Origin of the sequence: Pseudoduganella albidiflava, from assembly GCF_004322755.1 — a bacterium.
Lineage (GTDB): Bacteria > Pseudomonadota > Gammaproteobacteria > Burkholderiales > Burkholderiaceae_D > Rugamonas > Rugamonas albidiflava.
Map to the genome: position 1 here is coordinate 6,515,772 of NZ_CP036401.1, position 14,372 is coordinate 6,530,143.

Consider the following 14,372-nt stretch of genomic DNA (forward strand, 5'->3'; position numbering starts at 1 on the left):
GAAAAACGGTGACAGTCACCATTTTCCCGGAAACATTGCACGAAAAACGGTGACAGTCACCATTTTTCCGGAAACATTGCAAAGAATCGGAGCCTGGAAGGAGAGATAGCCTGCAGGCCATCTCCGTTACGCAGGCGACGAGCCATGCTCGTCGAAACCCCTGCTTCACTACCAATTTTGTGTCACCGGGTTTCCAGCAGGGGTGGCGATTACGCTGCGTGCGCGAACTTGTCGCTGCCGCGGCGGCGGCCCACCAGCGCCAGCACGGCGCCGCCGGCCAGCAACATGCCCCAAGTGCCCGGTTCCGGGACCGGCGACACCTCGGCGGCGCCGATCGCGGCACCGTACCAGTTCTCATAGACAGGCGTCGTGAAGTACAGGTCGGTGAACGTGCCGTTCAGGCGCACCACGCCATTGCCTTCGGCGCCGCTCACGACATTGCCGGAGACCGTCAGGCCGCCTCCGCCCCACGGGCCGCTGCCCTGGCTGAACAGGTCGATCTTGTTGACGCCCTGGAACGTGAACGTGGCGGCACCATTGAAGGCGCCGAGGCTGAGGAAGGCGACGTAGGGGTTGACGACAGCAGACGAAAAATGAATGTGATGGTGCTGTGCCGACGCGCCGCCGGAAAGCTGCAGGAAACCGTTCGAGCCGGGGCCGTTGCTCACCTCGTCGCTGGTGAACGTTGTCGGGAAGCCGGAGAAGTAGTCGGAATGCGAGATACCCGCCGCGCCGGTATAGGCGACATCGATCGTCTTGCCGTCCTGGACGATGCTGCCGGCCTTGCCGCTCCAGTCGATCCAGCTCACCGGATCGGCGGAAGCGTGCAGCGGTGCAGCCAGGGTGGCGGCTAGCAGGCCGAGACCGAACAGTTTTTTCATGCGTGCTCCTGATTGATTGCGTTAGATAACGGTTATTGCTTGCTTGATACAAGCTTTACGTTAGTCTAATGGCATTACCATCGGAACAACACCGATATGACAAAGCAATACAATTTACCTGAATGAGCAGACATTTCCGCCATCCGGCCGGCGCCCCCGCACCGGCCGGATGGGTCTGGCTCAGGTGGACTGTTCCTGCTTGCCATCCTTGCGGCGGCGGCCCAGCATGCCGAGCATGGCCCCGCCTGCGGCCAGCATGCACCAGGTGCCGGGTTCCGGCACCGCCACGACCGGTATGCCGATCGACGCGCCATACCAGTACTCATCCTGCGGGGTCGTGAAATACAGGTCCGTAAAGCTGCCGTTCAGGCGCACCACGCCATGGCCTTCCAGGCCGGTGACCGTGCCGCCGGAAATGCTGAGTTCGCCGTCGCCGTAGTATCCGTCGCCTTCGCTGATCAGCGTGATGCTGCCGACATTGGAAAACGCGAACGACGCGCCGACACTTGAGCTGCCCAGGCTGACGATGGCCAGGTAGGGATTGCGGACTGCTTCCGAGAAGTGCACGTGGTGCACGACATTGGTTCCGCCGACAAAGCTGAACATGCCGTCGGTGCCAGGGCCATTCGTGACCTCGCTGCTGATGTAGGCCGCTTCGCCAGTAAAGTAATCGGCATGGGTCAGGCCCACCGAGGTGTCGCTGAATGTGACGTCGACGGTATTTCCGTTCTGGACGGCCGTGCCGGCCAGTCCGGTCCAGTTCACCCAGTCGACGGTGTCCGCGGCGGACACATGCAAAGGCGCGGCCAGGGCCGCGGCCAGAAGGCCGGAACCAATCAGTTTCTTCATTTTATTTTCCTTAGTGCGAGGTTGAGATCGACAATGAATCGAACGATGAATCAGCGTGATGAATCGATGCGGTCGTCAGCCCGGGCACTGACCGAGAGTTAGTTTAAATGCACTGACTTGCCATTCATACCGTCGCGACAAATCAATACAGTTTCCCGAACCGTGGCGACAAATCCGTTTCGCCGCCGCGACAGATCGCTTATGCTTGCGCCGTTTGTTTCTAACTATCCATATTTGGAAATCACGCATGACATCTCGCATGACCCTGGGCGCGCTGACCGCGGCCCTGCTGCTGGCCTTCGGCCCGGCACACGCCACGCCACCGGTCCACAAGACCGCCGGCAAGGTATCGGCCGCCGTATCCGCGGCGGAAAGCAAGCAATTCCTGGCGCTGGCGGACGAGTACTACGACGCCATCGCCCGCTATGAGCCGGTGTACGCCACCGACAATGGCGACAACCGCTTCGACGACCAGATCGGCATGGCCATCGCGCCGGCCGAACGGGCCAGGCAGTTCGCCCGCTACCGCGACTACACCCGCCGGCTGGGGGCGATCGACCGCCACAAGCTGACGCACCGCGACCGCATCAACTACGACGTGCTGGCCTTCGAGCTGAAAACGCTGCTGTCGTATGAGCCGTATCCGGGCCACCTGCTGCCGCTCAGCCAGATGGACAGCATGCCGGTGACCCTGGCCAATTTCGCCAGCGGCGAAGCGTCGCAACCGCTGACCACGGTGAAGCAATACCGCGCTTACCTGAACCGGCTCACGCAATTGCCGGCGTGGATCGACCAGGCCATCGCCAACATGCGCGAAGGCATGCGCTCCGGCGTCACGCAGCCGAAGGCGATCATGGTGTCGGCGCTGCCGCAGTTCAGAAAGCTGGTCAGCACGGCACCGGAACAGAGCATCTACTACACGCCCGTCACGCGCATGCCGGCCGCCTTTTCCAACGCCGACAAGGCCGCGCTGACAGCCGATTACCGCGCCGCGGTGGCGCAGCTGCAGCCCGCGCTGGCGCGGCTGGCCGCATTCATCGAGCAGGACTACATTCCAGCCTGCCGCACGTCGACGGGCTTTTCGGAAGTGCCTAATGGCCGCGCCTGGTATGCGGTGCGCGTGGCCGAGTCGACCACCACCGACCTGACGCCGCAAGCGATCCACGAGATCGGCCTGAAGGAGGTGGCACGTATCCAGGCCGAGTTCGCCAAGCTGGGCCCGCAACTGGGCTATGACGGCCCTGCGGCCGGGCTGCCGGTGTGGGTCTCGCAACAGCCGCGCTTCTTCCCGTTCAAGACGGAAGACGAGGTGCAGGCCGTGTACCGCAAGCTCGATGGCGTGCTCGATGAAAAGCTGCCGGCCATGTTCACGCTGCTGCCGAAGGCCAGGCTGGACTTGCGGCTGGAACCGGAACTGTCGCGCGACACGGCCTCCGACCATTACACGGCGCCGGCGGCGGATGGATCGCGGCCGGGCGTGTTCTGGTCCGTCGTCACCGATCCGGCGAAGTACGGCAGCACGGGCATGACGACGCTGTTCCTGCACGAGGGCAAGCCGGGCCACCACTTCCATATCGCGCTGATGCAGGAGCTGGGCTTGCCGAACTTCCGCAAGTTCGGCGGCAACACGGCATTCACGGAAGGCTGGGCGCTGTACGCCGAGACGCTCGGCCGGGAGATGCGCCTGTTCGACGATCCGGCCCAGTACTTCGGCCACCTGAACGATGAACTGCTGCGTGCGACGCGCCTGGTGGTCGATACCGGCATGCATGCGAAAGGGTGGACGCGCGAACAAACGATCCAGTACATGAAAGACACGCTGGGCTACGACGCGGTGGCGCGCAGCGAAACGGAACGCTACATGGCCTGGCCGGGGCAGGCGCTGGCGTACAAGATCGGCGCATTGAAGATCATGGAGTTGCGGCAACGGGCGCAGGCGGCGCTGGGTGATCGGTTCAGCCTGCCGGCTTTCCATGAACAGGTGCTGGGTGACGGCACATTGCCGCTCAGTTTGCTGGAAGCGAAGATCGACGGCTGGATCGCGCAGCAGCGCGTGCCTTGATCGTCAGTGCCTGGCCAATACGCGGCATTGTTTGGGCACGCGTGTGTCTGCCAGGTGAAGTGGAAGGGGTACTGGTCTCTCGGCGCAGTGGCGCGCGTCGGGACGCCGGGCTGTCTTCGATTGCTCCCCGCATCAGTTCTTCAGGGCGTAGCGGCCGATGCGCTTCAAGACCAGCTCCGGCAATGCCTTGATCTGCTTGGTGTGGCTGGCAAAGACCAGCTGCTGGCGCCCTCTCGCCACCAGTTCGCCGTTGGCGTAGAAACGAAACTCCAGCCAGAACGAGCAACGCTTGATGTCATAGCTGTTGACTTCGCAGGTGATGTCCTGGAACGGGAACGTCTCCTGCAGGAAGTCCTGCTCCGCATGCTTGGTGATGAACACCCCCTCCTGTTGCAGCATGTCGCGTGAAATGCACTCGTAGAACCATTTTTCGCGGCAAATCCCCTGCCATTCGAAATAACGCGCAAAATACGTATTGCCATAAGCATTCGAATCCTTGAGGTAGATCGAGAGCTGGTGATGGAACGTCAGCGCAGCGCTGGTCTGGGCTTCGTTCGCTACGTTGGCATGCATAAACATGATGTTCTCCTGGGAAGTGGACGCCGGCCGCCGGCAAGGTGTTTGAAAGGATGCAGAACACCTCTACTTTTTGCCTTAAAGCATTATTCCCTTTTGACTAAACGCAACCTTTAGCCAGATACGGGGAACTTGGCACGCACTGCACAATTTTCTGTTGCTAAGATCGCTTGCCTGTTCACTGTCATCTCCCCAAGGAGCGCGCATGTATTCGATCTTGCCGGGATTGGTCTCGCTGGTATTCATCAGCTACGGCGTGTACGTGCTGAATTCGCGCGGAGCGAACCGTGCCAGCCTGACCTTTTTCCTCATCTGCATCACCACGTTCTGCTGGCAAGCCACGTGGGCCCTGATGTTCCAGGTCACGAACCCGGACACGGCGCTGATCCTGGTGCGCCTGGGCTACCTGCCGATCCTGTTCCTGCCCACCACGCTGTACCACTTCATCGCGGAACTGACGGGCCGCCGCAGCGAACGCCCCTTCGTGCAAGCCAGCTATGCGCTGGCCGGCGTGCTGGCGCTGCTGATTCCTTCCACCGACTGGCTGCTGTCCGGCCTCTACACCTATTTCTACGGCTTCTATCCGCGCGCCGGCTGGCTGCACCCGGTGCACCTGCTCCAGACGGTGGTGGTGATCCTGCGCGGCCTGTACCTGCTGTACCGCCGGCAGCAGGTGGCGCTGTCGACGGAAAAGGCGCGGCTGCGCTATTGCCTCGTGAGCATCCTGATCTATGCCGTGGCATCCATCGACTACCTGTGCAACTACGGCGTGGAGTTCTATCCGCCGGGCGTGCTGTTCATTGCCGCCAGCCTGGGCCTGATCGCCCAGGCGATGGTGCGGCACAACCTGCTGGCCGATCCGCTGGCCACCGCCGCCAGCATCGCGCACGAGGTCCGCACGCCACTGGCCACCATCCGCAGCCAGTCGCGCGTGCTGGCGCGCAGCCTGCCGGAACTGATCGCCGGCTACCGGCGCTCGCAGGCTCCCGGCCTGAACGAGGAACAGCTGGAATACCTGAGCGAGATCGCGCGGCATATCGAGGCTGAAGTATCGCGCTCGAACTTCATCGTCGACATGCTGCTGGCATCGGCCCGCGTGGGCTCGCTGGAACGCGACAATTTCGCGATGCACTCGATCAGGAAGGTGGTCGACGAGGCGCTGGCCTGCTACCCGTTTACGGAGCGCGAGCGGGAAAAAGTCAGTACCCGGCTGAGCGACGACTACCGTTTCTACGGCTCCGATACGCTGCTGGTCTACGTGCTGTACAACCTGCTCAAGAACGCCCTGCACGCGCTGAAGACCAAGGGCGAAGGCGCGGTGGTGATCGAGTGCTACCGGGATTTCGACCAGAACATGCTGGTGGTGACCGATACGGGCCACGGCATCGCCGCCGATGTGCTGCCGCACGTGTTCGAACCGTTCTACACGACGCGCAAGACGGGCGGCGGTACTGGCATGGGCCTGGCCTTCTGCCACAAGGTGGTGACGGCGTTCGGCGGCACGATTTCCTGCGAATCGGAAGTGGGCCGCTATACCCGCTTCGCACTGGGCTTCCCGCTCGAGCGCGCATTGCCCGCGCAGGCGACCGGCCAGCGCCTGCCCAATGACATGGCGCTGCCGGACCGGGCCAAGTGAACTTCCGCCGAGTACACCCCTTCGAGATCGATCTGCCTGATTCGTTTGCCTGCTGACTTGCCTGGCGGTTCTTGCACGCCTTGCTTATCCCGCCTGCGCATCCTGCACGATGCGATCCAGGTCCGTCTCATCGCCCAGCACGAAGATCTTGCGTTCTTCCAGCATGGTCAGGATGAACCCCTGCTGTTCCCGCACGCGCCGCTGGAAGTCCGGCAGCGAATACAGGTTCGGGTTGATCTTGCGGCGCAGCAGCCGCTCCGCCACCGGCATCCGGTTCAGTAATTCCCCATACGTGGTGTTCTCGCCGATCAGCAGCAACTCGACGGCATCCGCGCTCGCTTCCTGTTCCCTTGCCGTTTTGCCGTACACGAACGCCACGTTCAGCGACTTGCGCAGCGGCCCCAGCGTGGAATGCAGTACGCTGAGCAAGCCGAACGTCTTCTTGACGATGCTGGTCAATTCCTCGTAGACGGGGCTGTCCTTGTTGGGGCGGAACTGGCGCACATTGCCGATCCGTTCGGAGATGATCAGGCCCGATTCGTGCAGCCGCTTGAGCTCGCGCTGGGCCGATGCGCTGCCGAGCCCAGTCTGGCGCATGATCTCGTTCAGGTGAAATCCTTCATTCACCCGCACAAACAACAAGCCCAGCAATTTCTGCTGGGCGGGAGTAAACAGGGCCGATGGAATCATGGACCAAATCTTAGCATGATGGCCGTGGCGTCCGGTCCGGCATGGCCGTTCCTGCGCGCTACAATATCCCGATCCGTCCACCATCGGGGAGCCGCATGAAACGCACGATCGCCCTTGCCTTGCTGGCAGCCTGCACCAGCGCTGGAACACTGGCCGCGCCGGCCGGCACCAGGGTTCCGGCAGAGAAAGCCCCCGCTGCCGCGCCGTACCAGCGCCAGGCGTATGTGATCCCCTACAAGCAGTTCACGCTGCAGAACGGCCTGACACTGATCGTGCACGAAGACCACAGCGTGCCGGTGGTGGGCGTGAATATCTGGTACCACGTGGGCTCCCGCAACGAGAAGCGCGGCAAGACCGGCTTTGCGCACCTGTTCGAGCACTTCTTCTTCAACGGATCGGAAAACCATCCGCACGGCTTCCGCGAAGCGATGGACGACCTGGGGGCCAACAACCGCAACGGCACGACCAATACCGACCGGACCAATTTCTTCGAGGACGTGCCCGTGTCGGCGCTGGAACGCACCCTGTACCTGGAAGCGGACCGGATGGGGTTTCTCGGCAATTACATCTCGAAGGAGATGCTCGAACGCGAACGGGGCGTGGTGCAGAACGAAAAGCGCCAGGGCGAGAACCAGCCCTATGGCAGGGTGCACCTGGAAAAGTCGGCCAGGATGTACCCGTATTCGCACCCCTATTCATGGCCGGTGATCGGCAGCATGGAAGACCTGGCGGCCGCGTCGCTGGACGATATCCGCGAGTGGTACCGCACCTACTACGGCCCGAATAACGCGGTGATCTCGCTGGCCGGCGACATCACTCCGGAGCGCGCGCTGGCGCTCGTGAAAAAATACTTCGAATCGATTCCGCCCGGCCCGCCATTGCCGCGCCTGGAGGCCTGGGTGCCCCGGCTGGACGGCAATGTGCGCGATGAAATGGAAGACCAGGTGCCGCAAGTGCGCATCTATCGCAGCTGGCACGTGCCGGGCTGGCGCGACAGCGACGTGGTGAAGCTCGGCATGGTGTCCGACGTGCTGGCCAATTCCAGGAATGCGCGGCTGAACCGCCGGCTCATCGACGAGAAGAAGCTGGCCACCGGCGTCTCGGCGGGTGTCGACGTCAGCGAACTGTCGAGCACATTCGACATCGCCGTCACGGTCAAGCCCGGTGTCGATCCGGCGCTGGTGGAGCGGGAACTCGACGCGGCGCTGGCCGAACTGCTGGACAAGGGACCGACCGCGCCGGAAGTGGCGCGCGTGAAAGCCAGCACGCTGGCGGCGTTCGCGCGCGGCATCGAGCGCCTGGGCGGTTTCGGCGGCCGCTCGGACGTGCTGGCCGAAAGCATGACCTACGGCGGCACGCCGGATGCCTACCTGAAGCAGCTCGACACGCTGTCTGCCGCCCAGCCGGCCGCACTGAAGGCGGTGGCCGGGCAGTGGCTGCGCGCGCCGCATTACACGATGACGGTGAAACCGTTCGCCAAGGTGTCCGCCGCCGCGCCGGCCGTGGACCGGAAAGTGCTGCCCGCGCTGGGCGACGCACCGGACGTGAAATTCCCGGCGATGCAGAAGGCCACGCTGTCGAACGGTGTGAAAGTGGTGCTGCTGGAACGGCACGCCGCCCCGATCGTCAACGTGGCGCTGGCCATCGATGCGGGCACGGCGGCGGACACGCCGGAAAAAGCCGGGCTGGCCTCGCTGACGCTGGAGTTGCTGGACAAGGGCACCAGGGCTCGTGATGCCTACCAGATGTCGGACGCGCTGGAATCGCTGGGCGCGCGCCTGTTCACGGGCACCGGGTCGGACATGTCGCTGGTGCGGCTGCAGGCGATGTCGGCCAACCTGGCGCCATCGCTGGCCCTTCTGGCCGAAGCGGCGCTGGCGCCGGCCTTCCCCACCGACCAGTTCGCGCTGGCGCAACAGCGGCGGCTGGCCGGCATCGCCCAGGAAAAGGCGCAGCCGAACGCACTGGCCCTGCGCACCCTGCCGGCCATCCTGTACGGCGCCGGCAGCAGCTATGCGCTGCCCGCGTCGGGCTTCGAGAACTCCGTGGCGAGCCTGAAGCGCGACGACGTGGTTCGCTGGCATGGCGAATGGTTCAAGCCCGGCAGCGCGACCATCGTGGTGACCGGCAACACCACGCTGGCGCAGGTGGTGCCGCTGCTGGAAGCGTCGTTCGGCAAGTGGCAGGCCGGCAGTGCCCCCGCGAAGGCGGCCGCCACGGCACCCGCGGCGCCGGTGGCGAAGCGCATCTACCTGATCGACAAGCCCGGCGCGCTGCAATCGACCATCCTTGCCGGCCACCTGTCGCTGCCGCCGGGCCAGCCGGAAGACCTGGCGATGGAGCCCGTGATGCAGAATTTCGGCGGCATGGCGACGTCGCGCCTGAACCGCAACCTGCGGCTGGACAAGCACTGGAGCTATGGCGGCGTGGGTCGGCTGACCAGCGTGCGCGGCCCGCGCAACTTCTTTACGCTGATCGCCGTGCAGTCGGACAAGACGAAGGAATCGATGATCGAGGTGAACAAGGAAATTCACGACATCGCCGGCAAGCGGCCGATCCAGGGCAACGAATTCGCCAGCATCATGCGCAACATGACCTCGCGCCTGCCCGGGCGTTTCGAGACGATCAATGCGCTGGAATCAGCCGCGCTGGAAACCATCAACCTGGGGTTGCCGGAGGATTACTGGGCGAATTACGCCGCCGGCATGCGCAGCTTGAGCGCCCCGCAACTGGCCGGCGCCGCCGCGAAATTCATCCGCCCGGACGATGTGGTGTGGCTGGTGGTGGGCGACCTGAAGAAGATCGAGCCGCGCATTCGCGAACTGGGCTGGGGAGATATCGTGGTGCTCGACAGCGATGGCAACCCCGCTCGTTAAACGGTGTTGCAGCAGTTCAATGACATTCGGCAAGGTTTGCGCCAGATCAAAATGACGCACCGCTCGCTTGCGTAGCATGGCATTTCCTGTTGGCATTTATCTGACGATTTATCTGATTCAAGCTGCGCCAGGCAGGATCCGATCACGACAAGGGACCATCATGAACCGAACCTACCTGCAAGCCATCGCCCTCCTGCTGGGCACCATCGCAACGACCGTCATTGCCGCCGAATGGCGCTGGGAACCGGTGAGTGCCGGGGATTACCTGGTCATCGTGGCGCCAACCGCCTCGGCCACGACGGAGGATATATCAACGGGTGGCACGGAGCCGCGGCACCAGGCGATCGTGCACTAGGTACAGCGAGAAATTCGCAAAAAAAAAACGGCACCTTCCGGTGCCGTTTTCATTTTATAGCCCGAAGGCTACATCGAGGATCAGCCTTCGCCGCCCTCGTGGTGGTGCTGTTCCGCAGGAGCAGCATCCAGCGCTTCCAGCTCCGCACCAGCCTGCGCTTGACGCTCGGCTTGCAGCAGCGCGTTGCGCTCTTCCGCTTCCCACACTTCCTTCTCGCGGCGGGCGCGGTGGAAGGCCAGACCCGTACCGCCAGGGATCAGGCGGCCGACGATCACGTTTTCCTTCAGGCCGCGCAGGCCATCGCGCTTGCCCATGATCGCGGCTTCGGTCAGCACGCGGGTGGTTTCCTGGAACGATGCGGCCGAGATGAAGGAGTCGGTCGACAGCGATGCCTTGGTAATACCCAGCAGCACGTTTTCATACGTGGCCGGCAGCTTCGCCGCGGCATTCATCTTGTCGTTCTCTTCCAGCAGCTCCGAACGCTCCACCTGCTCGCCGACGATGTAGTCGGTGTCGCCGGCGTTCTGGATCTGCACGCGGCGCAGCATCTGGCGAACGATCACCTCGATGTGCTTGTCGTTGATCTTCACGCCCTGCAGACGGTACACGTCCTGCACTTCGTCGACGATGTAGCGGGCCAGGGCTTCGATGCCCAGCAGGCGCAGGATGTCCTGCGGATCGGCCGGGCCGTCCACGATCATCTCGCCCTTGTTCACCACCTGGCCGTCGTGCACCAGCACCTGCTTGTCCTTCGTGATCAGGAACTCGTGCTTGTTGCCGTCCATGTCGGTGATTTCCAGGCGCTGCTTGCCTTTCGTCTCCTTACCGAACGCCACCGTACCGGTGACTTCCGCCAGCATGCCGGCGTCTTTCGGCGAACGTGCTTCGAACAGTTCGGCAACGCGCGGCAGACCACCGGTAATGTCGCGGGTCTTCTGCGATTCGGTCGGGATACGTGCCAGCACTTCACCCACCGACACCTGCTGGCCATCCTTCACCATGATCAGCGCGCCGACCTGGAAGCCGATCGCCACGGCGTGTTCGGTGCCGGCGATCTTCACTTCCGCGCCGTCGTCGTTCAGCAGTTTCACTTGCGGACGCACGGTCTTCGTCAGCGAACCGCGGCGCTTCGCGTCGATCACGACGAGCGTTGCCAGACCGGTCACTTCGTCCACCTGGCGGGCCACGGTGACGCCTTCTTCGACATTCTCGAAACGCACGGTACCGGCGTATTCGGTAATGATCGGACGGGTCAGCGGATCCCACGTCGCCAGCGGCACGCCGGCCTTGATCGTCATGCCATCCTTGACGATCAGGGTCGCGCCGTACGGCACCTTGTGGCGTTCGCGCTCACGGCCATGGTCGTCCGTGATCAGCACTTCGCCGGAACGCGAAATGACGATCTGGGCGCCCTTGCCGTTGGTGACGTAACGCATCGTGGCGGTGAAGCGCACGGTGCCGTTCGACTTGGCTTCGACGGACGAGGCCACGGCTGCACGCGATGCCGCACCACCGATGTGGAACGTACGCATCGTCAGCTGGGTACCCGGCTCACCGATCGACTGTGCCGCCACCACACCGACGGCTTCGCCGGTGTTGACCAGCTGGCCACGGCCCAGGTCGCGGCCGTAGCACTTCGCGCACAGGCCGTAACGGGTGTCGCAGGTCAGCGGCGTGCGGACCTTGACTTCGTCGATGCCCATGCGTTCGATGTCTTCGACCATGTCTTCGTCCAGCAGCGTGCCGGCTTCATACACGGTTTCCTGGGTTTCAGGATTGACCACGTCGTTGTTCGCCACGCGGCCCAGGATACGGTCGCGCAGTGCCTCGATGACTTCACCGCCTTCGACCATCGCCTTCATCAGCGTGCCGTTCGAGGTGCCGCAATCGTCTTCGATCACGACCAGATCCTGCGTCACGTCGACCAGGCGGCGCGTCAGGTAACCCGAGTTTGCCGTCTTCAGTGCCGTATCGGCCAGGCCTTTACGAGCACCGTGGGTCGAGATGAAGTACTGCAGAACGTTCAGGCCTTCGCGGAAGTTCGCGGTAATCGGCGTTTCGATAATGGAACCGTCCGGTTTCGCCATCAGGCCGCGCATACCGGCCAGCTGGCGAATCTGCGCTGCGGAACCGCGGGCGCCCGAGTCGGCCATCATGTAAATCGCGTTGAACGATTCCTGCGTGGTGCTGGTGCCGTCGCGCTTGACGACGTCTTCCACCTTCAGCTGGTCCATCATCGCCTTGCCGACTTCGTCCGAGGTCTTGCCCCAGATGTCGACGACCTTGTTGTAGCGCTCGCCCGCGGTCACCAGACCGGAAGCGTACTGCTGTTCGATCTGCTTCACTTCCGACTCGGCGGTCGCGATCAGCGTCTTCTTCTCCAGCGGCACCAGCATGTCGTCCACGCAGATCGAGATACCGGCGCGGGTCGCCAGGCGGAAGCCCGACTGCATCAGCTGGTCGGCGAAGACCACGGTGGCGCGCAGGCCGCACTTGCGGAACGACGTGTTGATCAGCTTCGAGATTTCCTTCTTCTTCAGCGGGCGGTTCAGCACGCTGAACGGCAGGCCTTTCGGCAGGATCTCAGACAGGATGGCGCGGCCGACCGTCGTTTCATAACGCGTGACGGTACGGACGAACTCGCCCGTCGCCGGATCGCGTGGATTCTCGACGATACGCACGGTGATGCGGGTAGCCAGCTCGACTTCCTTGTTGTCGTACGCGCGGATCACTTCCGACACGTCCGGGAACAGCATGCCTTCGCCCTTGGCGTTGATCGCCTCGCGGGTCGCGTAGTACAGACCCAGCACGATATCCTGGGACGGCACGATCGACGGTTCGCCGTTCGACGGGAACAGGATGTTGTTCGACGCCAGCATCAGCGTGCGCGCTTCCATCTGTGCCTCGATCGACAGCGGCACGTGGACTGCCATCTGGTCACCGTCGAAGTCGGCGTTGAACGCGGCGCAGACCAGCGGGTGCAGCTGGATGGCCTTGCCTTCGATCAGTACAGGCTCGAATGCCTGGATACCCAGGCGGTGCAGCGTCGGCGCACGGTTCAGCATGATCGGGTGTTCGCGGATCACGTCTTCCAGGATGTCCCAGACGACCGGCTCTTGCTGCTCGACCAGCTTCTTGGCGGCCTTGATGGTGGTGGCGAGACCCATCAGTTCCAGCTTGTTGAAGATGAACGGCTTGAACAGTTCCAGGGCCATCAGCTTCGGCAGGCCGCACTGGTGCAGTTTCAGCTGCGGACCCACCACGATGACCGAACGGCCCGAGTAGTCGACGCGCTTGCCCAGCAAGTTCTGGCGGAAACGGCCGCCCTTGCCCTTGATCATTTCAGCCAGCGACTTCAGCGGACGCTTGTTGGCGCCGGTCATCGCTTTACCGCGACGGCCGTTGTCCAGCAGCGAGTCCACTGCTTCCTGCAGCATGCGCTTTTCGTTACGCGTAATGATTTCCGGTGCGCGCAGTTCCATCAGGCGCTTCAGGCGGTTATTACGGTTGATGACGCGGCGGTACAGGTCGTTCAGGTCGGACGTGGCGAAACGGCCGCCATCCAGCGGGACCAGCGGACGCAGTTCCGGCGGCAGCACCGGCAGCACTTCCATGATCATCCAGTCCGGCTTGATGCCGGAACGCTGGAACGCTTCCAGCACTTTCAGGCGTTTGGCGTACTTCTTGATCTTCGCTTCGGACTTCGATTCCTTCAGTTCCACGCGCAGCGTTTCGGCATCGCGGTGGATGTCGATCGAGCGCAGCAGTTCGCGGATGCCCTCGGCACCCATGAAGGCGGTGAAGTCGTCGCCGTACTCTTCGTACTTGGCGGCGTAGTCGTCTTCCGACATGATCTGGCACTTCTTCAGCGGCGTCATGCCCGGATCGGTCACGACATATGCTTCGAAGTACAGCACGCGTTCGATATCGCGCAGCGTCATGTCCAGGACCATGCCCAGGCGCGACGGCAGCGATTTCAGGAACCAGATGTGGGCGACCGGCGAAGCCAGTTCGATGTGGCCCATGCGCTCGCGGCGCACCTTGGCCAGCGTGACTTCCACGCCGCACTTTTCGCAGATCACGCCGCGGTGCTTCAGGCGCTTGTACTTGCCGCACAGGCACTCGTAGTCCTTGATCGGGCCAAAGATCTTGGCGCAGAACAGGCCATCCCGCTCGGGCTTGAAGGTACGGTAGTTGATGGTTTCCGGCTTCTTGACTTCGCCGTAGGACCACGAACGGATTTTTTCAGGCGAGGCGAGACCGATCTTGATCGCGTCGAAGGTCTCGTTCGTCTGTACTTGCTTGAATAAATCGAGCAGGGCTTTCATGTATCACTCCAGGTAGTGATGAATTCTTCAGTTTTTCGCGGCGCTTCCGCCAGCGAGTCGTGCAGGCTTTGCACCCAGAGGCGGAAACCTGGGGTCGGACCCGGCGGGTCTGACCCCTG

The 14,372-nt window shown here is 62.9% G+C and carries 9 protein-coding genes; 4 read left to right on the top strand and 5 right to left on the bottom strand.

Annotated features, from left to right (window positions below; genetic code table 11):
• Positions 1-209: 209 nt before the first annotated feature.
• Together EYF70_RS26990 and EYF70_RS31420 are read right to left on the bottom strand one after the other, a co-directional pair.
• The gene (locus EYF70_RS26990; RefSeq protein WP_131148126.1) at positions 210-881 is read right to left on the bottom strand and encodes a PEP-CTERM sorting domain-containing protein; all 672 of its coding nucleotides are present in this window, start codon (positions 879-881) and stop codon (positions 210-212) included.
• Positions 882-1,061: 180 nt separating this feature from the next.
• Positions 1,062-1,730, bottom strand: a complete 669-nt coding sequence (locus EYF70_RS31420) for a PEP-CTERM sorting domain-containing protein (RefSeq protein ID WP_218943731.1) — start codon at positions 1,728-1,730, stop codon at positions 1,062-1,064.
• A gap of 247 nt (positions 1,731-1,977) precedes the next feature.
• On the opposite strand from EYF70_RS31420, the gene EYF70_RS27000 reads away from it, so the two are divergent.
• Entirely contained in the window at positions 1,978-3,792 is a 1,815-nt protein-coding gene (locus EYF70_RS27000) for a DUF885 domain-containing protein (RefSeq protein WP_131148127.1), read from the top strand.
• Positions 3,793-3,924: 132 nt separating this feature from the next.
• On the opposite strand, the gene EYF70_RS27005 is transcribed toward EYF70_RS27000, so the two are convergent.
• Positions 3,925-4,371 carry an acyl-CoA thioesterase gene (locus EYF70_RS27005; RefSeq protein ID WP_131148128.1) on the bottom strand — a complete coding sequence of 149 codons (447 nt, stop codon included), beginning with the start codon at positions 4,369-4,371 and terminating at the stop codon, positions 3,925-3,927.
• 202 nt (positions 4,372-4,573) lie between these two features.
• Between EYF70_RS27005 and EYF70_RS27010 the strand changes: the two genes are divergently transcribed.
• Positions 4,574-6,004: a sensor histidine kinase gene (locus tag EYF70_RS27010; protein WP_131148129.1), complete on the top strand. Its 1,431-nt coding sequence runs from the start codon at positions 4,574-4,576 to the stop codon at positions 6,002-6,004.
• Positions 6,005-6,088: 84 nt separating this feature from the next.
• On the opposite strand, the gene EYF70_RS27015 is transcribed toward EYF70_RS27010, so the two are convergent.
• A complete protein-coding gene (locus EYF70_RS27015; RefSeq protein WP_131148130.1) occupies positions 6,089-6,694 on the bottom strand; it encodes a helix-turn-helix domain-containing protein in 606 nt (201 codons plus the stop codon).
• 95 nt (positions 6,695-6,789) lie between these two features.
• Between EYF70_RS27015 and EYF70_RS27020 the strand changes: the two genes are divergently transcribed.
• Both EYF70_RS27020 and EYF70_RS27025 read left to right on the top strand, forming a co-directional pair.
• The gene (locus EYF70_RS27020) at positions 6,790-9,570 is read left to right on the top strand and encodes a M16 family metallopeptidase (protein WP_165497800.1); all 2,781 of its coding nucleotides are present in this window, start codon (positions 6,790-6,792) and stop codon (positions 9,568-9,570) included.
• A 160-nt stretch (positions 9,571-9,730) separates the two neighbouring features.
• The gene (locus tag EYF70_RS27025) at positions 9,731-9,925 is read left to right on the top strand and encodes a hypothetical protein (protein WP_131148132.1); all 195 of its coding nucleotides are present in this window, start codon (positions 9,731-9,733) and stop codon (positions 9,923-9,925) included.
• Positions 9,926-10,005: 80 nt separating this feature from the next.
• On the opposite strand, the gene rpoC is transcribed toward EYF70_RS27025, so the two are convergent.
• Positions 10,006-14,253, bottom strand: coding sequence for a DNA-directed RNA polymerase subunit beta' (rpoC, locus tag EYF70_RS27030; protein WP_131148133.1), 4,248 nt, complete (start codon positions 14,251-14,253; stop codon positions 10,006-10,008).
• Between the last annotated feature and the right edge of the window lie 119 nt (positions 14,254-14,372).

Bases quoted from the DNA above. Each gene is read 5' to 3' on its own strand.
- EYF70_RS26990 (WP_131148126.1), bottom strand. From the start codon at position 881: ATGAAAAAACTGTTCGGTCTCGGCCTGCTAGCCGCCACCCTGGCTGCA.
- EYF70_RS31420 (WP_218943731.1), bottom strand. From the start codon at position 1,730: ATGAAGAAACTGATTGGTTCCGGCCTTCTGGCCGCGGCCCTGGCCGCG.
- EYF70_RS27000 (WP_131148127.1), top strand. From the start codon at position 1,978: ATGACATCTCGCATGACCCTGGGCGCGCTGACCGCGGCCCTGCTGCTG.
- EYF70_RS27005 (WP_131148128.1), bottom strand. From the start codon at position 4,371: ATGTTTATGCATGCCAACGTAGCGAACGAAGCCCAGACCAGCGCTGCG.
- EYF70_RS27010 (WP_131148129.1), top strand. From the start codon at position 4,574: ATGTATTCGATCTTGCCGGGATTGGTCTCGCTGGTATTCATCAGCTAC.
- EYF70_RS27015 (WP_131148130.1), bottom strand. From the start codon at position 6,694: ATGATTCCATCGGCCCTGTTTACTCCCGCCCAGCAGAAATTGCTGGGC.
- EYF70_RS27020 (WP_165497800.1), top strand. From the start codon at position 6,790: ATGAAACGCACGATCGCCCTTGCCTTGCTGGCAGCCTGCACCAGCGCT.
- EYF70_RS27025 (WP_131148132.1), top strand. From the start codon at position 9,731: ATGAACCGAACCTACCTGCAAGCCATCGCCCTCCTGCTGGGCACCATC.
- rpoC (WP_131148133.1), bottom strand. From the start codon at position 14,253: ATGAAAGCCCTGCTCGATTTATTCAAGCAAGTACAGACGAACGAGACC.